At 38.2% G+C, this 19,959-nt stretch carries 16 protein-coding genes, 3 pseudogenes and 1 riboswitch; of the genes and pseudogenes, 13 read left to right on the plus strand and 6 right to left on the minus strand.

What is annotated here, in order from left to right; all coding sequences use genetic code 11:
* The first annotated feature begins 122 nt into the window (after window positions 1-122).
* Genes BFA01S_RS13050 through BFA01S_RS13060 form a run of 3 tightly spaced genes read left to right on the plus strand, consistent with a single transcriptional unit; the run spans window position 123 to window position 2,751 of the window.
* On the plus strand, window positions 123-1,130 hold the full coding sequence (locus BFA01S_RS13050) for an ABC transporter substrate-binding protein (protein ID WP_066231080.1): 1,008 nt from the start codon (window positions 123-125) through the stop codon (window positions 1,128-1,130).
* An 18-nt stretch (window positions 1,131-1,148) separates the two neighbouring features.
* Entirely contained in the window at window positions 1,149-1,919 is a 771-nt protein-coding gene (locus tag BFA01S_RS13055) for an ABC transporter ATP-binding protein (protein WP_066231083.1), read from the plus strand.
* A gap of 13 nt (window positions 1,920-1,932) precedes the next feature.
* Entirely contained in the window at window positions 1,933-2,751 is an 819-nt protein-coding gene (locus BFA01S_RS13060; protein ID WP_082799979.1) for an ABC transporter permease, read from the plus strand.
* A gap of 396 nt (window positions 2,752-3,147) precedes the next feature.
* Here BFA01S_RS13060 and BFA01S_RS13065 read toward each other — a convergent pair whose 3' ends face one another.
* Window positions 3,148-4,341: a helix-turn-helix domain-containing protein gene (locus BFA01S_RS13065; RefSeq protein ID WP_066231085.1), complete on the minus strand. Its 1,194-nt coding sequence runs from the start codon at window positions 4,339-4,341 to the stop codon at window positions 3,148-3,150.
* Between the two features lie 155 nt (window positions 4,342-4,496).
* On the opposite strand from BFA01S_RS13065, the pseudogene BFA01S_RS13070 reads away from it, so the two are divergent.
* From BFA01S_RS13070 to BFA01S_RS13095, 6 genes and pseudogenes are all read left to right on the plus strand, one after another.
* Window positions 4,497-6,089: pseudogene (locus tag BFA01S_RS13070) on the plus strand (FAD-dependent oxidoreductase); the annotation flags it as partial.
* Complete coding sequence (locus BFA01S_RS13075; RefSeq protein WP_066231091.1) at window positions 6,086-6,406, plus strand: 4Fe-4S dicluster domain-containing protein; 321 nt, start codon at window positions 6,086-6,088, stop codon at window positions 6,404-6,406. The pseudogene BFA01S_RS13070 and the gene BFA01S_RS13075, both read left to right, overlap by 4 nt.
* 1,054 nt (window positions 6,407-7,460) lie before the next feature.
* Window positions 7,461-7,666, plus strand: a riboswitch (cobalamin riboswitch).
* A gap of 229 nt (window positions 7,667-7,895) precedes the next feature.
* Complete coding sequence (locus BFA01S_RS13080; RefSeq protein ID WP_066231094.1) at window positions 7,896-8,651, plus strand: energy-coupling factor ABC transporter permease; 756 nt, start codon at window positions 7,896-7,898, stop codon at window positions 8,649-8,651.
* Window position 8,652: 1 nt separating this feature from the next.
* Window positions 8,653-8,961: an energy-coupling factor ABC transporter substrate-binding protein gene (locus BFA01S_RS13085; protein ID WP_066231097.1), complete on the plus strand. Its 309-nt coding sequence runs from the start codon at window positions 8,653-8,655 to the stop codon at window positions 8,959-8,961.
* Complete coding sequence (gene cbiQ, locus BFA01S_RS13090) at window positions 8,948-9,736, plus strand: cobalt ECF transporter T component CbiQ (RefSeq protein ID WP_066231100.1); 789 nt, start codon at window positions 8,948-8,950, stop codon at window positions 9,734-9,736. Before BFA01S_RS13085 ends, cbiQ begins: the two co-directional genes overlap by 14 nt.
* Window positions 9,737-10,591 carry an energy-coupling factor ABC transporter ATP-binding protein gene (locus BFA01S_RS13095; RefSeq protein ID WP_066231103.1) on the plus strand — a complete coding sequence of 285 codons (855 nt, stop codon included), beginning with the start codon at window positions 9,737-9,739 and terminating at the stop codon, window positions 10,589-10,591.
* An 80-nt stretch (window positions 10,592-10,671) separates the two neighbouring features.
* On the opposite strand, the gene BFA01S_RS13100 is transcribed toward BFA01S_RS13095, so the two are convergent.
* Window positions 10,672-11,649 carry a bile acid:sodium symporter family protein gene (locus BFA01S_RS13100; protein WP_066231106.1) on the minus strand — a complete coding sequence of 326 codons (978 nt, stop codon included), beginning with the start codon at window positions 11,647-11,649 and terminating at the stop codon, window positions 10,672-10,674.
* 566 nt (window positions 11,650-12,215) lie between these two features.
* Here BFA01S_RS13100 and glmS point away from each other — a divergent pair.
* Window positions 12,216-14,021 (plus strand): glutamine--fructose-6-phosphate transaminase (isomerizing), encoded by a 1,806-nt coding sequence (glmS, locus tag BFA01S_RS13105; protein WP_066231108.1) that lies wholly within the window; start codon window positions 12,216-12,218, stop codon window positions 14,019-14,021.
* 150 nt (window positions 14,022-14,171) lie between these two features.
* Window positions 14,172-14,282 (plus strand): annotated as a pseudogene (locus BFA01S_RS23470) (TnsA endonuclease N-terminal domain-containing protein); the annotation flags it as partial.
* Window positions 14,283-14,419: 137 nt separating this feature from the next.
* Here BFA01S_RS23470 and BFA01S_RS13115 read toward each other — a convergent pair.
* Both BFA01S_RS13115 and BFA01S_RS13120 read right to left on the minus strand, forming a co-directional pair.
* Window positions 14,420-15,094, minus strand: a complete 675-nt coding sequence (locus BFA01S_RS13115) for a DUF6320 domain-containing protein (RefSeq protein WP_066231110.1) — start codon at window positions 15,092-15,094, stop codon at window positions 14,420-14,422.
* Window positions 15,078-16,361 carry a hypothetical protein gene (locus BFA01S_RS13120; protein WP_066231113.1) on the minus strand — a complete coding sequence of 428 codons (1,284 nt, stop codon included), beginning with the start codon at window positions 16,359-16,361 and terminating at the stop codon, window positions 15,078-15,080. Before BFA01S_RS13120 ends, BFA01S_RS13115 begins: the two co-directional genes overlap by 17 nt.
* A gap of 182 nt (window positions 16,362-16,543) precedes the next feature.
* On the opposite strand from BFA01S_RS13120, the gene BFA01S_RS13125 reads away from it, so the two are divergent.
* Window positions 16,544-17,365, plus strand: a complete 822-nt coding sequence (locus BFA01S_RS13125) for a MerR family transcriptional regulator (protein ID WP_066231116.1) — start codon at window positions 16,544-16,546, stop codon at window positions 17,363-17,365.
* A 118-nt stretch (window positions 17,366-17,483) separates the two neighbouring features.
* On the opposite strand, the gene BFA01S_RS13130 is transcribed toward BFA01S_RS13125, so the two are convergent.
* Together BFA01S_RS13130 and BFA01S_RS13135 are read right to left on the minus strand one after the other, a co-directional pair.
* Window positions 17,484-18,284 (minus strand): ExeA family protein, encoded by an 801-nt coding sequence (locus tag BFA01S_RS13130; protein ID WP_066231119.1) that lies wholly within the window; start codon window positions 18,282-18,284, stop codon window positions 17,484-17,486.
* Window positions 18,277-19,164 (minus strand): annotated as a pseudogene (locus BFA01S_RS13135) (DDE-type integrase/transposase/recombinase); the annotation flags it as partial. The pseudogene BFA01S_RS13135 and the gene BFA01S_RS13130, both read right to left, overlap by 8 nt.
* 61 nt (window positions 19,165-19,225) lie before the next feature.
* Between BFA01S_RS13135 and BFA01S_RS13140 the strand changes: the two are divergent.
* The gene (locus BFA01S_RS13140) at window positions 19,226-19,765 is read left to right on the plus strand and encodes a hypothetical protein (RefSeq protein WP_066231126.1); all 540 of its coding nucleotides are present in this window, start codon (window positions 19,226-19,228) and stop codon (window positions 19,763-19,765) included.
* Window positions 19,766-19,959: the final 194 nt, after the last annotated feature.

Consider the following 19,959-nt stretch of genomic DNA (forward strand, 5'->3'; position numbering starts at 1 on the left):
ACTGATAGAAGTTTCACTTTATTACAGATCCAGCATACAGTCGATTGGCAAGGGAGTATTATGTGTAGCACTCTTTGATGAAACATTGGAAAAGCAGAATAACTAATATTGGAGGAGTTACGATGAAACGTTTATATGGGCTAATAGTTTTTAGTTTGGTGTTATCACTCTTTTTAGCAGGTTGCTCGAATGATAGTAAAACGAATACAGAAGGAGAAAAAGCGGCAACAGTACGGATTGGGATTGATACAGCGGCAGGCGGTTCTTTGCAAATTCGTGCTGCGAATGTAGAAGGCTATTTTGAAAATCATGGTATCGAACCGCAAATATCAAATTTCGCATATGGTCTTGATACGATTAATGCATTATTAACAGAACAAACAGATACAGGTCTTGCGGCTGACTATGCATTATTAAATTCTTTAAATCGCGGTGACTTAGTTATTTTATCTTCATTAACAAATAGTACATCTGAAACTATTAAATATTCTGAAATTGTAGCAGTAAAAGGCATTGATGAGCCGTCCCAGTTAAAAGGGAAGAGAATTGGGATTGCGAAAGGAACAGTTAGTGAATACCATTGGGCAAAATATTTAGAGCATTTCAAAATTAAAGAAGAGGAAGTCCACTATGTACCGTTCAGTACACCGGATGAAGCGATTGTAGGTGTAAAAAAGGGTGATATTGATGTTGTATTAGCAAATGGGGCTATTGTAGAGAAGTTTAAAGCGATTGATGGAGTGCATAAAATTGATGATCTTTCTTCGATTGATATTTCATTTAACAGTTATTTAGTAGCACATAAAAGCTTTGTTGAGAAAAATCCTAAAGCTGTTGAGAATATTTTAAAAGCAATTAAGGAAGGAATAGCATACGTGAAGGAAAATCCAGATGGTACGACAGAAATAGCGTATAAAGAATTAAAAATAAAAAAAGAAGATGTGTTGCTTGAATTAAAACGTTCCAACTTCACAGTTGGATTTAAACAGGAAGATTTTGATCATTTATCAACTATGAAACAGTGGCTTATTGAAAGGAATTTACTAAAAGAAGATTTTGATTTAGAAGATAAAATATCATTGGAACCTTTACGTAAAGCATTTCCGGAGTCGGTAACATACGAGAAATAAGATTGGAGGAATCGCCCTATGACAGTGATACAAGAAAAAAGTCCATCTATTGTAATCAGAGGGATGTCCAAAACATTTTTAGAGGACACATCAGAGACAGTTTATGTATTAAAAGATGTTGATTTAACGATAAAGCATGGAGAGTTTTATATTTTGCTGGGGCCGAGCGGATGCGGAAAATCAACATTGCTAAATATTATTGGCGGATTTCTGGATAAAACGGATGGCCAGCTTGATATACATAGGGCGAATTCCAATCATGATTCAAATCGGGGCTTCATCTTTCAATCGGCTGATTCTGTCTTGTTTCCGTGGCTGACAGTAGAGGAGAACGTGGAATTTGGACTGAAAATGAAAAAAATTCCTTTAGCAGAAAGAAAAAGGATTGTTCAGTCTTATATTGAGCTTGCCGGGCTTTCGGGCCATCATCATAAATTTCCAAGTGAAATTTCAGGAGGGATGAAGCAGCGTGTACAGTTAGCACGCGTCCTTGCGAATAATCCTGATATTTTACTGATGGATGAACCGTTTGGTGCATTGGATGCCATGACGAGACGCACGATGCAAAAGGAACTTATTAGGATTTGGCAGGAGACGAATAAGACTGTTATTTTCGTGACGCATGATATACAGGAGGCATTGATGCTCGGCCAGCGTATTGGCATTATGTCTGTCGGCCCTTCCTCGAAAATTACGAGTATGTACGAAATCGATTTGCCTTATCCACGTAAAATTACAAGCCCGGATTTCAATCATTACTATGAAATCGTTCAGTCTCATTTTGACTAAGGAGGTCATATAAATGGAAACAATTGCACAACATGAAGTCAGGGATAAACCAGCGAAAAAAGAGAAAGCTTTTAAGAGCCTTTGGAAAAGTATTTTAAAAACAGGTATTTTAACGTGGGTCGGATTATTGGTCATTTGGAGTATTGCAGCTTATTTTTCAGATCCTCAATTTCTGCCCAGCCCTCTCGCCACCCTGCAGGGAGCGATAGAACTTAGCAAAGACGGCTCACTGTTTATTTATATGGGCTACAGCTTCGCCCGTGTGCTCGCAGGCTGGTTCTTAGGAAATTTGATAGCCATTCCGTTAGGTTTATTCATAGGCAGTAATCAGGTGATCAGGTCGCTTGTGGAGCCATTGATTAACTTTGTCCGCTTCATCCCCCCTTTAGCATTTATTACATTGTTTATGCTTTGGTTCGGCATCGGAGAGCAATCGAAAATCTTTTTAATCATATACGCAACGTTTTTCGTTGTAACAATCAACACATTAACAGGTGTTCTCTCCATTTCAGAGGATAAAATTAAGTCGGCAAAAAGCATGGGGGCCTCTAACTTTCAAGTGATGCGCTACGTTATTATCCCGGCTTCTGTCCCATACATTTTCACAGGTGCAAAGCTTGCGATGGGATCATCTTTTATGGCGATCGTTGGAGCAGAAATGGTTGCTGCAAATGAAGGTGTCGGCTTTATGATTTGGAATGCAAGATTGTACTTTCAGACAGATTGGATCTTCGTAGGTTTAGTTGTCCTAGGGCTGATGGGATTTCTCATGGATAGATTATTTGTCTGGATAGGGAAGAAATTCTTAAAACGTTATAATGTTGTGGCATAATTCAAAGTTGAGTAGATGGGATTCTGCTTTTGAAAAAAAAGAATATGTTAAAGAAATATAAAGACTCTACCGTTCTGTATGTATTGTAAGCCGTAGGGTTCTTTACTATGTGTAAAAAGGTGTCGCTGATCAGCCCAATGGAAGTGGATAGAAAACTTCTCATCTTCTTTATTCTTTGATTAATTTCTATTAAATATTAAGGAGCTTCATATAGTATTTTTAAAAAATTAAGTTGTGTTCAATCACTTGTCTAGAATAGGACATATAAGTTAAGAATCCCCTCGTTTATCCATGATTGCGAGGGGATTCTATCGAAAAAACTATGTGTGTATATTTTATCTTTCTTAAAATATGACTGTATAGCTTGAAAGTACAGGTGATAAAAGGGAGATATTATTAAAAAATTTGGTTTGCTATCCAATCGTCACTAAGAATAGAACTGTTCATCATAGGAAGCTTCAATTGTATTGCTGCTTCTTGGAGATAGGAATCATTGACGAAACAATTTCTAAGTTTATTCGTATCAAATAGATTATCCATCCATTTTGTTGTAACAGGATGATGTGTTTGCCCGATATTGCTTAAGGTGAGAACATCCCGATCATATATTGCTGCGTCCCACCGAATTTTCGATAATATAATAGAAACAACCTGAATAGGAAAATCAATATGCTGCGATATTACTTTAGAGATTTTAAAAGGGTTATTTCGGATCAAATGATGGGCACGAAGATGAGCTTTTAAATAGGCAATAACAATATCCGCATGCTGTGACGCCCATTGACCTTCTGCTACAATGCCAGTTAAATAGTCATCCTCACACCCTTCTAATTGAATTTTCTTTCCGAGTTCAAGATGGGTAATCATACTTAAAAATGGCTCAATCATTGTAGTGGCATCAACTTGATTCGATAAAATATTATTCATATTTTCAAGTGAATCTTGACTAATGATTGTTGGATTTATTCGCTCCGATTGAAAGGCTTTATATAATCGGTGCCAGGAACTGGAATGAGACAATGTTGCAATTGTATGGTTTGATATCTGATCCATCCGAAGATTTGATTTTTTTGGAATAACTAATGAAAAGCCTTCATTGTGAGTATTCTTTCCATCGAAAGCAAGTAATCTTGGTTGAAAGGAAGGTAACAGGCTGCTTAATTGATACAAGCTAACTAATGGGAAATCTCCTAAAGAAGCGATTTGAATCCGGCCGGTCAGCATTCCTTCTATTTGTTGAGGACCATTTAAATCAGCCCATTGGATTTTAATAGGATGATTAGGGTGAATTTTTTGTAACTCTTCCTCAAATAAATGTAATTCTTTAATGATAAGCGAGCTCCATAAATGAGCATTCATACTTTGATATCCAATAGTGATCGTTTCTATAACTGGTTTAACAGGCTGGTTTTCAATATAAGTATGGCTCCGTACCCATTTCTGAAGTTCATTTTTATCAACAAAAACATCTTTTCCAACCTTTATAACAGGAAGACCTTTATCTTTACGCCAACGATTGATTGTGGAGCGGCTAATTTGTAGAAGATCCATGGCCTCTTGTAAAGTCAAGAGATTAAACTCATTGCTCAATCTTTTACACCTCCAATAAATTACAAAAAATGTATTTAATACTCATTCCGAGTCATTCATATTTCACTGTTAGCCATGTTATTGAATTGTTTTATCAGTCATGTTACCTTCAATACATAGTAAACCAATAGTATTTATATGTAAATAACAATTTTGGGGGGAAATTCATGTCTGGCAATGATGTAAATATAGAAGCTGATGTATTAGTAATAGGCGGTGGACCTGCTGGAACCTGGGCAGCTTATACGGCAGCTTCGATGGGTGTTAAAGTGATACTTGCTGATAAAGGTTATTGTGGCAGCAGTGGAGCAACTGCTCCTTCAGGAACCAACCTTTGGAATATTCATTCTGAATCCAAAAAAAGAGAGAAAGAGATCATTAGTTATTTAGAGAGAGGGAATTCTTTAGCTGAACGAAGTTGGCTGGAGCGATTAATTAATGAGACCGAGCTAGGAACAGAAGAATTAATAAGGCTGGGTTATCCCTTTGCAACAGATGAATATGGAGTCCCTATTCGTAGAAGTTTGCAAGGACCAGAATATATGCGGTTAATGAGAAGGACAATCCAGAAAGCAGGTGTGAAAATCTTAGATCATTCACCGGCTCTGCGATTACTAGCAGATGATGCAGGAGTTGGCGGGGCGAGCGGTGTAAGGCTGCAAACAGGAGAAAATTGGACGGTAAGATCGAAGGCTGTAATCATTGCGACAGGAGGCTGTGCGTTTTTAAGTAAAGCTCTCGGATGCAATGTACTGACAGGGGATGGTTATTTGCTGGCTGCCGAGGTAGGCGCGGAGTTGTCAGGAATGGAATTCTCTAATGAATATGGGCTCTCTGCTGCATTTTCAACAGTTACAAAGAACTTTTTCTTTCAGTGGGCTACTTTTACTAAAGAAGATGGAACAGTCATTGTACAAAAAGACAAACGTTCTCTTGCGAAGCATATGCTGGAAGGCACGGTATACGCCGAGTTAGATAAAGCAACTGAGGAAATACAAACAGCAATGCGCATTACACAGCCGAATTTTTTTGTCCCTTTTGACAGGTCAGGTATCAATCCGTTTCAACAACGCTTTCCGATTACGCTCCGACTGGAAGGAACTGTACGCGGCAATGGGGGAATAAACCTAGTAAACGATACTTGTGCTACAAAAGTTCCTGGGCTTTTTGCTGCTGGTGATGCTGCAACAAGGGAGTTTGTTGCTGGCGGGACGACAGGGGGCGGAAGCATTAATGCTTCCTGGGCAATGACATCAGGTCGCATCTCAGGAAAGGCCGCCGCTCTATATACACATAGTATCGGTGAATTTGGAAATAAAAGAATTTTTTTCGAAGAAAGAGGATGTTTCGAACCTTCCACAGGTAAATCTTTGGATGCTATAGGAATAACCAGAGCATTACAAAACGAGGTTATCCCTTTTGAAAAGAATTTATTTCGTACCGAAGAAAAACTCCAAAATTCGATGCGAATATTAAATGAGCTATGGAGAGAAGTCCATAATAGCAGCCCGATTTCTCAAGATCCCCGAGCTATAGTTCAAACAAGAGAGATTACTTCGATGATTGCGACGGCTCGATGGATGTATACGAGTGCTTTAAATAGAAAGGAAACTCGTGGCATGCATAAACGTGATGATTATCCAACAGAAAATAAAAACATGCAATACCGGTTAATAGCTAATGGTATAGAAGATATTCATATTAGACTATCCAGTAATAGGTTAGAAGAGAAGGGGATATTATTATGATCAAGTATCTTAGTGAAGATCACTGCATCAAATGTAATTTATGTGTTAAGACATGTCCTACAAATGTATTTGAGAAAGTAGAAGACAGCCATCCTATTATTGCGAGACAAGAAGATTGTCAGACATGTTTTATGTGTGAGCTGTATTGTCCGGTTGATGCATTGTTTGTTTCCCATTTACCAGATAATCCACATGAATCTCAGGAGATAACTTTTAAAGAAAAAGAATTTATGGGAAGTTATCGGGAAGCAATAGGTTGGGGGAAAGGTCGTAAATCCACAGCTTCTCTAGACAGTTATCATCTTTTGAAAAACTAAATGAACCTAGAAACCTAACTTCATGGGTGAATCAGACTGTGATAAGGAAAGGCAATGAAAAGGCAGTATAAAAGCCTCCCGTTTGAAGGAATCGATTGCTAAGCGGGTAGATAGATATTCGTAAGGCGGGCTTAGTTCATCTAACAATCAGTGGAAGATAAAGAAAATCCTCCACTGATTGAAGGTGTACTTTATTGAATGGAATTTGGTAAGCCCCCACTCTTACTACCATTTTAAGAGGGGAAAGAAGCTATTATGAAAAGAGTAGAATCGATTTTCATAGAAGAGGAATTGGATTTATATGAAAAATTGCGAAAAAGGGAGATATTAAGAGTAAAAGTATGATGACAACGGCTTTCATTTCCTTTGTTTTCGTTTTCATAACCGAATTCCAACTTTGTCAAAATAGCTGAAATCAATGATAATAAAGATACTAAATGACACAATAACACAGGAGGAAAACAACATGCTTAAGAAACTTAATATCTTTCAAAAAAACAATAAAGTACAAAAAGAAGTAAAGAAAACAGCTTCATTTGATATGTTCGATGCATATTTAGCAGCATACAAACATCTCTAAATCAAAATTAAAACAAACACCAGGAGGAAAACAACATGTTTAAAAAACTTAATATCTTTCAAAAAAATAATAAAGCACAAAAAGAAGTAAAGAAAACAGCTTCATTTGATATGTTCGATGCATACTTAGCAGCATATAAACACTTCTAAGTTAAAGATTGAGTAAACCTTCTAAAGGGATCTTCATATATCACACGATTTGTTTCTTCTTCTATAATCCTATATTAAAAACAAACTGTTAAAGCAGATAAATCTACTTTTAATATATGTGATGCATTTTCATGCTTGTAAGCATATATAACCTCTTAAATCATTATCTTCTCTAAAATAAATTCTAAGAGAAATACGGAAATCACAGAGCTTATAAAATGAATAGGGAGCAGCTGCCGGCAGACAAAGCTGCAGAGGAATCAATAGGATTTATTATTTGATAGATTCAATCCCATACTCATGTTACAATATGATAGGAATTCAAAACTTAATTTAACTTTATGGTGTTAAATTGTTTTTTAAAACGTTTAGCTTAAAAGGGAAATCGGTGTAAATCCGATGCGGTCCCGCCACTGTAATGAGGAGTCTTATTCAAAGGTTTACATCCACTGTCATGTGAATAATTGATGGGAAGGATAGAATGAGATGTTGATTCAAAGCCAGGAGACCTGCCATAAGGAATGACTTTATTAACCTACGCGGATGGGGAAGAGTTGACAATGGTAAGGCTGATAAATTATTAGTTTATCTCTAATTATTACTAGTCAAGCACTTCTTTCTATCAGAGAGAAGTGCTTTTTTGATTTTGATTTCGCGTTGGGAAATGATTTGGGCGGTGATACCATACAAGAAATGATAGAGGGTAATATAGGAAACTCTCTTGATAAAGTTAAAGTAAATCATGTAAGGAGACAGGAAGATGTTACGCGAAATTATAAAAAAGAGCTTTATCATTCTATATTTTTCAATTCTATTAGTCTTTATACCGAAGCAAGCTTTTGCTATGCATATTATGGAAGGTTTTTTACCGATTGAATGGGCAATATTTTGGTGGGGAGTTACTTTGCCCTCTTTAATTATTGGGCTGCGTTCTATTAGAAAGAAAGTAACGGAACATCCGGAACTAAAAATGATGCTCGGTTTATCAGGAGCCTTTGCTTTCGTATTATCTGCTTTAAAAATTCCTTCTGTTACAGGAAGCTGCTCCCATCCTACAGGAGTGGGGCTTGGTACAGTACTTTTCGGACCTACAGCAATGAGTGTAATCGGATTTATTGTTCTTCTTTTCCAATCTTTATTACTTGCTCACGGCGGTTTAACAACACTAGGAGCAAATGCTTTTTCGATGGCAGTTGTCGGTCCCCTTATTGCATATTTTGTATATAAAGGTGCAAAAAAGGTTGGTTTTTCTTTTGCCATTTCTGTATTTTTAGCAGCAGCTTTAGCTGATTTAGGTACATATATCGTAACATCTTTCCAATTAGCTTTAGCGTTCCCTTCTGAGGCTGGCGGTATTGCAGGCTCATTTGCTAAATTCTCTAGCATTTTTGCTCTTACTCAAATTCCTCTAGCAATTAGTGAAGGAATATTAACAGTCATTATTATGAATGTATTAACAAAATATAATCTAAAAGAATTAAAGCTTCTGCGTGTTTTATCTAAGGAGGGACGCTAATATGAAAAAGAATTTAATCCTTCTATTAATCGTCGTTCTGCTTGCTGTCATTCCGCTCTTTATTCAAAAAGGAGCAGACTTTGAAGGAGCGGACGGCCAAGCGGAAGAAGCAATCACTGAAATAGCACCTGATTATAAACAATGGTTCCATACGATCTGGGAGCCGCCGAGCGGAGAAATAGAGAGTTTATTATTTGCTTTACAAGCAGCACTCGGTGCAGGATTTATCGGATATTTTATCGGCTTAATGAGAGGAAGAAGCAAACAGGAAGAAGAAAAAAATAAGAAGGTCTCAAATGCTGCTAATTGATAAATATGCTTACTTCAATAGACTGAAGCATGTTCATCCAGTAGAGAAGGTGATATTCTCTCTTTGTCTATTACTGTTCGTTATAATCGCGAAAGATTCTTTTCTATCACTCATCATTTTCATAGTGATGAGTGCTTTTACTGTTTTAGCTGCAGGAATCCCTTTTAAATACTATATAAAGCTGCTTCTGCTTCCAATATTTTTTCTATTATCCGGAGTAGTGACGATTCTTCTCTCTTTTGCTGATGGACAAGTTATCGTTTCAAATTGTATTTGGTCTGCACATATAGGAAGCTGGCAAGTATATATAAGCGAAAAAAGTGTGGAACAGGTCGGAAATCTTGTTGCCGTCGTATTAAGCAGCATAAGCTGTTTATACTTTCTAACGTTAACAACACCGTTAACTGCTATTCTTCATGTACTGCAAAAAGTAAAATTACCGCTCCTATTCATTGAATTAGTTGCTTTAACGTACCGTTTTATATTTGTATTTTTGGATGAAGCCGCTAATATTTATCAATCACAGTCTTCCCGTTTAGGATATGTAACGGTTAGACAGGGAATAAAATCTCTTGGTTTACTTGTTACTGTGCTTTTTTTAAAAGTATTCCAGCGTACAACACAGTTAACGATCGCAATGAATTCCAGAGGGTATGAAGAACAAATGTTATTTTTTGAACAATCTTATCGTTATTCCCTCATTAATTGGCTCATTATTGGAGGGGTATTTACGGGAATGGCTGTTGTATATATACAGTTTGGAGGAAGTTTATAAATGGAATCAGTCCTTTTTTCTATTGATCAATTATCCCATCGGTATGCTGATGATACGATTGCATTGAAAAGTCTTTCCCTTACAATTAAGCAAGGAAAGAAAATTGCTTTACTCGGTAATAATGGTGCTGGGAAATCTACATTATTTTTACATTTAAATGGTATTTTACAGCCGACAAGCGGAAAGATTTATTTTAAGGGAAAAGAAGTGGCATATAACCGAAAAGCCCTTCTATCACTGCGCAGGCAAGTAGGAATTGTTTTTCAAGATCCAGATTCTCAATTATTTTCCGCAAGTGTCATTCAAGATATCTCGTTCGGTCCTAAAAATTTAGGTTTATCTAATGAAAAGGTTTTAGAGAGAGTGGAATGGGCGATGGAGCAGACAGAGACTGCTGTATTAAAAGACAAGCCTACACATTTCCTGAGCCTAGGCCAAAAAAAGCGTGTTGCTATAGCAGGTGTTCTTGCTATGGACCCTGAAGTTATTATTCTCGATGAACCGACTGCGGGACTTGATGCTTATTATTCAAAGCAAATTATGAATGTATTAAATATTATACAAAAACAGCAAAAGACGATTATTTTATCAACGCATGATGTGAACCTTGCGTATGAGTGGGCTGATGAAGTGGTCGTTATGCATGATGGTGAAGTGTTATGCCATAGCGATCCGGTTACTGTTTTTCAGCAAGAAGAAATAATAAAAAAAGCTCATTTGGATACACCGTGGGTGATGGAGATGTTTCAAGCTCTTGTTGAAGGGAAAGTTATTTCTTCAGATGAAGCAATCGCTCAAAATAAAGAGGAATTATTTCAAAAGATACGCTTTAATAATATGAAAATACTTCAATGATATTATAAGAGAAAGTGTCAGACCCCACAGCTTTCTATCCATTAGTGAGGTCAGACCCTTTTTAAAGCAGATAAGTCATTTTACATACTGCTTACTTTATCGTTTGCTTCTATATTTTGTTGAGACTTTGGTCGGATAGGAATATAGCTGAATATAACACCCATTAAGCTTCCGAGTGTTAAATTACATACCATATTCGCCATCGCAGCTAGTCCAGCTAAAGGGCCGAACGTATCATTAGCGAGAACAGTAGCCAATGCACTGTTACAAATTCCTACTTCAAATAGCATCGATCTGCATTCGGCTTCGGTACAGCCGATCCATTTTCCATACCAATATCCCAAAATCATTTGTAAGATGATCTGTATACTTACACATAGGAATAATGATGGCAGGATCGATGTATGTGCTAATAAAGGTTTGCTTGCATTAGCGGCAATCCCTGCAACAACTACATATAAGGACATGGCAGATATGATCGGAGCGTAGGGCTTAATAAATTTATTCGATTTTGGTAAAAAGTACTGCAATGCTATTCCGAATAACAAAGGTAAAAAAACAATTTTGATCATCTTCCATAGGAACGGCATATATTCAAAATGAACGGTAGAGCCAATAATCCATTTTGCCAGCAGAGGGGTTAACAGCGGACCAATTAATGTGTCTACTGCAGACATAGTAATACTTAAAGCAAGATCGCCTCGTCCAATTAATGAATTTAAATTCGCAGAAGTTCCACTTGGGACGATTCCTGCCATTATTATTCCATAAAATAATTCTGAAAAGCCGAAAAACAGTAAACCGATAGGTATGGAAATGACAGTCGCAATGATCCATTTTCCGAAAGAACCTAGCAAAGGGACTTTTGGATGTTTAAGAAGGATACCTAAGCGGTTTTTATCAAGGGTCAAGCCCATGATGAATAATACAAAACCTAATGCAGGACCTGTCGCAATATCCCAGCTTCGGAACAATTCCGGCGAGAAAACTCCCCATATTGCAAAAACAATGATCCAGACAGGCATGATACGGGCAATTAATATTGTAGCCAATCTCATTTCTTTAAGTCCTCCAAATTACATTATGATAATATTGAACGAATATAGATGGACACTTTAGTAGAAAATGAGTGTATCTTTTATGTTCAATCTCTAATCTATTTTTCTCTGCATATATTATAATTGTATAACTTTTATGTGTAAAATGCATAGGTTGTTTCTTCATCTAGTCACAATAGAAACAATTATATGAGTTTTAGCATATACTTGTAATGTAAATGTTAGAAAAGAAGTTATATTCATAATTGACGACTTCTTTTCCAATATTGTAAGATTAGCTTTGTATCAGCTTTTAGAAAGGAGGATAGTGGACAAAATATAAAAGCGCCTGAACTATGCGTGAGCGTACATGAGCATAGTTGACGAGGATGGAGGTTATCGAAAATTCGGCGGATGCCTCCCGGTTGATCGGTTACAACCGTAAGTTTTTCCGTAAAACAAAGGGGTAACTCTTTGCACAAAGGGAAAAACATAGCCTTCCAAAAAATAGAAAACATGAGTGAGGGGACAGTTGAAAGTCCCCGAATAACTTTCCTGTCCCCGCTTCATAATGGGAGGAAAAATATATGTGTGGAATCGTAGGATATATTGGCAGGCAAGATTGTAAAGAAATTTTACTTCGTGGTCTGGAGAAATTAGAATACCGTGGATATGACTCTGCTGGAATTGCAACTATTAATGAAAATGGTGTCCAAGTTTTTAAAGAAAAAGGACGAATTGCAACGCTTCGCGAAGTGGTAGATACGAGTGTTCAAGCTCAAGCAGGAATCGGACATACACGCTGGGCAACTCACGGCGTACCAAGCCGGACAAACGCACATCCACATCAAAGCAACTCAGGTCGTTTTACACTTGTTCATAATGGAGTAATCGAAAACTATTCTATTTTGCAGCGTGAGCATTTAGAAAATGTTAATTTAAAGAGTGACACAGATACAGAAATCATTGTACAGCTCGTTGAAAAGTCTGTAAGTGAAGGGCTGGAAGTGGAAGAAGCATTCCGCAAAACTTTATTACAGTTAAAAGGATCTTATGCTATTGCTCTATTAGATAAAGAGAATCCTGATGTAATTTATGTCGCAAAAAACAAAAGTCCTTTACTCGTTGGTTTAGGAAAGGATGGATTTAACGTTATTGCATCTGATGCAATGGCAATGCTGCAAGTAACAGATCAATACGTTGAAATTATGGATAAAGAGATTGTTATTTTGAAGGCTGAATCGATTGCCATTAAAGATCTCCAAGGAAATAGTGTAGAACGTGCTCCATATACAGCTGAGTTGGATGTGAGTGATATTGAAAAAGGAACATATCCTCACTACATGTTAAAAGAAATCGATGAACAGCCATTAGTCATGCGAAGAATTATTGAAAAATATCGCAATGAGAATGGTGAATTAAGTATTGATTCTCATATTATCGAGTCAGTTAACGATGCAGATCGTATTTATATTATTGCTGCTGGGACTAGTTATCATGCTGGTTTAGTTGGTAAGCAATTTATGGAAAATTGGGCTAAAATCCCTGTAGAAGTTCATATTGCAAGTGAATTTTCATACAATATGCCGCTTCTTTCAGAGAAACCGTTATTTGTATTCATTTCGCAGAGTGGTGAGACAGCTGACAGCCGTGCAGTATTAGTTCAAGTTAAACAAAAAGGCTATAAAGCATTAACAATCACAAATGTACCAGGCTCTACATTATCAAGGGAAGCTGACTACACATTGTTACTTCATGCTGGTCCAGAGATAGCAGTAGCATCAACAAAAGCATACACTGCACAGCTTGCAGTATTGGCAATCCTTGCTGCAGTTACTGCACAAGGAAAAGATCTTTCCTTACAATTTGATCTAACAAAGGAATTAGGCATTGTCGCAAATACAATGGAAGTCCTCTGCGGCCAAAAGGAAGAGATGGAAAAAATAGCACGCGAATATTTAATTACAACACGCAACTGCTTCTTCATCGGCCGATCAGTCGACTATTATGTCGGACTTGAGGGTGCATTAAAGCTAAAAGAGATCTCTTACATCCAAGCGGAAGGATTCGCTGGAGGAGAACTGAAACACGGCACAATCGCCCTTATTGAAGACGGAACACCAATCATCGCTCTTGCAACACAGGAGCATGTAAACTTGGGTATCCGAGGCAATGTAAAAGAAGTAGTAGCACGAGGTGCAAACCCATGCATTATTTCTATGAAGGGTCTGGAAGAAGAAGGCGACCGCTTTATTATCCCAGCACTTCATGAGGCATTATCACCACTTGCGTCTGTTATTCCATTGCAGTTAATTTCTTATTATGCTGCATTGCATCGCGGTTGTGATGTTGATAAGCCGAGGAATTTGGCGAAGAGTGTGACGGTGGAGTAAGGAAATAGATTTTATTTAATATGTTGTAGATTTAAAATAAAGTCGCGATGTTTATAAAAAAGATGCGATGTTTAAAATAAAGTCGCGACGTTTATAAAAAAGATGCGAAGCTTTGCCCCTTTGGATATGATTATCTAAAGGGGTGTTTTTGTGTCGAAAAGAAAAAGAACATCTAAAATTGATAAGTGGATTAAAGAAGGTCGAGGAACGGGCAGTGGGGCAGATTATCAGCCTTGGCTTAAAATTCAAGATGTTGCCTCATTTTTATTATTTCAATCTATATAAAGCGCTCCATTCGCTTTTCTGTTTCTAGTCTTAATCGAAAGTAATATAGTATATATGCTAGAATGGGTCCCTGTTTTCAAACAGGAATCCATTCTAGCTTTTATTCAAAAAACTTAGACATGAAACCGCTTCTGAATCTCATTTTTAAATCTTCTTTGATAAAAAATCAACATACCTAAAATTGTAATTAAGGAGTACATAATCGCAACCACACAAGGCCAAACAATGAATGATAAATGAAAAACAAATAAAAATAACGGAATTAAGTTAATAAAAAACATCGCAAGAATGTACCCAATATCATTTTGCCATAGAGACTTATAGAGAATCGCAAAAAAGGTCATTAAAAAAGTAGCTGCGATGCCAAATAGCGGAATAATATAATTCGTTGACCATCCTGTGAATCCTATACAAACATCAATGACAAGCAGGAAGATAGACAACATTACATAATTTAGTAGGATTTTTCTGCCGATGTGGTTTTTGGACAAAAAGGTGTCTTTGACAGCTACCCATAGATATATAAGTCCCATCGTTAAAATGAGCGACCAAAGAACCGGATTGATTGCAAAAGTTAGCACATTGATTGTAACGGATAAGATGATTGCTGTTAGTGTTAGAAATAAACATAGCCGAAAGCGTGTGACAATCTTATTTTCCATTGCTTTTATTTCATAAATAGGATAAGTAGTTATACTATTTCCCTTTACAGCAAGTGGTTTCCGGCATAATGGACATTGTGCATGTTGTCCATGCACATCGACGTGGCATCTAGAACATTTCGTCATGTGCTTCCCCCCATCCATTAGAATATAGTTCTACCGACAAACCAGCCTCACTAGTGAGATAGGAGAAAAAGTATTGTAAAATATCTGCTTCTGTAATACTTCTAACGAATGTGATTGTCAACCGATCACCGACAGAGCTAATGCCGCAGTTGATCGGATTTTGTGGTGAGGGATAGACCAATGTCTCCACTTGCTGAACATACTTGCTCATGCTTTCTGGTAAACGAATCCGTCCAAGATTTGAGATCGTCAAACTTGTCTTTCTTTCACCTAACATCTGAAACCCTAAACGAATCAGCCACTTTTTGATCGGTAATGGAACCATTTTCGCTAAACTATTATTCTCCCGAGCAACATTACTACATAGTATATTTTGCAAATGCAATGGCGACGTTTTATGCTTTAACATATCATGACAGAGCCCAATCAAGTCTTCCATAGTTGTATATTCGGAAACGACTGCTCCAATATTGACTACACCGAAAAAATTACGAAGCGTTTTAGATGGGAAAAGTTTACGTAGATTCACAGGAACTGCGGCTACAATCGGTGTTTTAGACCCTTCACCTGCAACTCTCGTTTGATAAGTTGAATAAATGAGTAGTGCTGTCAGATAAGCCGTAATGGTCGTGTCATGCTTTTTTGCTAATGTATTTAACTCACATGCACTGACAACACCATGTACAGCATTAAAACCATATTGCTCAAATGGTGTACCTTTAATATGATAAGCATTTCGATTACTAAAGCTCTCATAATAGACAGATTTACTATATCTTTTAAAACTATCTTCACTCTCACTTGGATCTGTACCGTCATCTTCTAGCAAAATTTGCCCCTCTGCTTCTACTTTATATCCGCAGTAAGATAGATAATAAAACAGGAGTGACTTGAGAAATTCCGTAGCCCCAAATCCATCCGCAAGTACATGGAAAAACTCAACGGAAATACGATTTTGAAAATATAAGACTTTTAAAAGATAACGATTGTTATCGGAGACATTAATGCTCTGACAAGGATAGTGCTGTTCTTCTTCTACCATAAGCGGATTCTTCCTATGCTCCAAATAATTCCAAAAAACACCTCTGTGCAACTTTACCAGAAACATTGGAAAACGACGTGCTACCGTATCTGTAGCCTGTTGCAAATATAATGCATCGATTGGGGAATCCATAATTGCTGAAATACGGTAAACAGATGTTTTCTTTCTATTTTGAACTGCTGGAAACAACTTTCCTGCATTATCAAGCTTGTACCAATTTTTCATAACTGCTCTGTTGCCGCCTTTCGATTGTCTTTCTCATGTTGAATTTTCTTATTTGCTCACCCTGTACTTATAGCTAAAATATGGCGTAGCTTGACAGCCATTTTCACTATAGAGCAGATGACCAATTTCCTTTCTTTGTTGTAACAGCCCTATCTCTAAGATACAATCGAAAGTATAAACCTATGTGTTACACAAAGGTCAAGGAGGCTTTTATAATAAATACTAATTTTTTAATCAATGAAGCCGCACGTATGGCAAATATGACAAGCGAAACATTACGCCATTATGATCGGATCGGACTTGTGAAGCCTATTAAAATAGATCCTATCTCCCGATATCGATATTATTCAGAACAAGAGATTATTCATCTTCAAATCATTGATTTACTCAAACAAACGGGTTTATCACTCACCGATATTAAGGAAATATTAGAGTTGAATGATTTTTCTATAATCCTTCAATCTCTCCGCAGTGCTGAGGAAAAAGTGAATGAAGAAATCAAGCGGCTCAAAGGGGTAAAACAACAATTACGGCTTGCACAGAAAGATTCGGAGAAAAAACTGAAAAATGGTCTAAAGAAGAAATTATTGGGTGAAATATACCTTTCAACCCTTCCAAAAAGAGCGATTATACTGGCGGATTCTTTAGAACAGCCTAATCTTAAAAACTTATGGAAGTTCCATGACTACTTTTATGAACAGATGGACAAACATTCAAAAGCACAGATAACCTTTGAAGATGCAGCAGGAATTCTCACAAAGGAGAATAAAACATGTCTGTTTGCAGTATGTAAACAATACAACGATAGTAATCAGATTACTTTTCTACCAGAGGGAACGTATCTATGTTGTTATTGCACGGAGGAAAGCCGGAAAATCACGATACAAAATATCGTACAAAAAGCAAAACAAGTATACGGCGTTGATACTGCTTTTATTGTTCAAGAAATCGTATTCACTGGACTGATTCATTGGAATTATGAGATACAAGTATTTCTAAAATAACGATTATCTTTTAATTTAAGTGTTAATGACGCCTCGAAATGTCTGGCAGTTGACGCGGTCTGATGTCCGGATTTTGCTGGCGGAACTGTCCATAAAAGGCGAAAAAGAGGAAGGAGAATCACTCCAATTCTCCCTCGATGACACGGCGGACCATATGGTCGTCTATGATTCTGTGTCCATTGCTTGATTCGTAGATCAGACAATGGGCTGCGGCCTTGTTGATCAGCCTGGCTGCGCCGCCGGACCAGGCATGGATTTCATCCATCGCAGATTCCGTAAACAGATCGCGGCCTGCGCCCGCATATTTCAGATGGCGTTCCATATAGGCACCCGTTTCCGACCTGTCCAGATAATTGACGCGGCACTGAAGGTCGATGCGCTGGCGAATCGCGGTAAATGACTGAAGTCGGAGACGGTCCCGCAACTCGCTCTGCCCGACGAGAATGAGTGCCATCGGGCTTTGGGCATCCATTTTGAAATTCAACAGGAAGCGCACTTCCTCAAGCATCTCCTTGTCAAGCAGGTGTGCCTCATCGACAATGACGACTGGTGACAGCTGATGGATGCCGCGCATGACCTCGATTTCCCGATGCAGCTGACGTTTGGCGTCGCCGCGATAGAACTTCGACTCGCAGTCCAGCTGTTCGAGGAGCCCCTTGTAGAAGTGCCTTGGCGTCAGTTTGGAATCGGAGAGATACAACGGTTTGTATCGTGAGGCATCCAGTTCCTTTGTGAACCTTCGGACCATCGTTGTCTTACCTGTTCCGCAGTCTCCTGTCACCACCGCAAACAATTGACGCTCTGCCGCATACCGCAAACGGCTGATCATCTCTTCGAGAATACTGGAGGGATACAGGTCGGAAACCGGAATGTCACGTGCGAAGAGCGTGGCTTTCATGCCGTAAAACGACTCATACATGACGGCTTTCCCCCTCATTCAAACCACGGTAGGAAATGGCCGCCGGTCGATTCTGTTCCCGTGTCTCATGTCTGGACCCGGCAACCTGCAGCACACGCGAATGATCCGCAGCCTAGGGCAGAAGCGTCTCCGGAAGGTCTGTCCTTTGGCCGGCCCGTTCCCCAATGATCAGCTTCCGCACCATGAATGGCTCATGCCCTTCGTATTCGATCCGCAACTCTTCGAGATCCGCCGGATTATAGACCACATCCACCTTGCACCCGATAAAGGCCAGGCCAACTTCATACTTCTGATCCTGAAAGCTGATGCAGCCCGACTTGTCCACCTTGCGGGTCTCCGCATGGAGGAAGGCGTCTGCAATCAGCCGCATATCGGCAAAACGAAGGGGCTTTGCATCACCGCGAAAAGCCTCCAGTGGACTTTTTCCATCTTCAAGCCCTGCATGGGTTTTCAGCTGATAACACTCTTCTAGCCAGACCTGGAAAAGGTCGTTCAGCCGGTTCAGGTCTTTCGGCTTTTCAAGGGCGGCTTCCGCAAGGAAACCGTCCACCGTCTGGTTGAACCGTTCCACTTTTCCTTTCGATTCCGGAGAGTAGGGACGCGCATAAAGCAGTCGGATGCCGAGTGTGCTGCAGGTCCGTTTCATCCAGCGGTTCCGGAACTGTTTCCCGTTGTCGAAATAGACGGCTTCCGGCACACCCTGTTTCATGATGGCCTGCCTCAGTGCGTCTTCGACACAACGGCTGTCAAGCATCGGATAGAAGGCCGCGTGGACAATGAAGCGGGTGGCATCATCAATGATGGCGACCAGATATACCTGCTTTTTCTGCCCATTCGGTCCGATTGGCAGATAGGGGCCATACTTGATATCCGAATGCCAATTGTATACTATACCGATTCTTTTTCTAATCACTGTATATTGATTTAAGGAGTGATAATTGATGATAATTCAGATTAAAAAACAAGAGTTCGATTACTTAGACGATGAAGCCTTGCTTAATGCTTGTTTTAAACCGTTGATTCTAGAGTATAAAAAAAGAATGGCTAAACAACCAGAGAATAGTTCCATTTCAAAAGAACTTTTTTATAAAGAGCTAACCACTGGACAGAAAGCGTTGTTTGTATTTCATGTATATTATGATCATGCAATTGAATCAAAGTGTGAGTTCTATTGGTGGAGTGCCTATTTTATGGCCCAACCTAAAATTTGGTCAGCAATCAAAACCGGATTACAGTATTTTAGGGAAGAGCCCATGTATCTGCTCCTAGAAGAAACTGAATTAGTTCTTAAAAAATATAATTGTCCCAATACTTTAGAGAAATTTGCTGTTACACGAGAGGATCTTGACAGTACTGGGGAACTTTCTGAATCAATTAATCCTTTGCATATCAAGTTTAATGAAACAGCTCATCTTACTATTAAGAGAATAAGTGATTTTATACGATACAACCATGAGAATTTCCTAAAAATCGAAGACTAAAATGATCAATCTTTTTTATAAAAATAAATCGTGAGTAGAAAGTTAACCCACTCATTTTGATGAATCTTTTTTCAAAATGAGTGGGTTTCTTCTATTATAAAATCAACGTTTGCAGCTCACTTTTAATCAAACTTTATTTCAAAACTACAATGTATGGCTTTGAAATAAAGTTCGATCATTTATAAAAAGTCTGA

Source organism: Metabacillus fastidiosus NBRC 101226, assembly GCF_001591625.1.
Lineage (GTDB): Bacteria > Bacillota > Bacilli > Bacillales > Bacillaceae > Metabacillus > Metabacillus fastidiosus.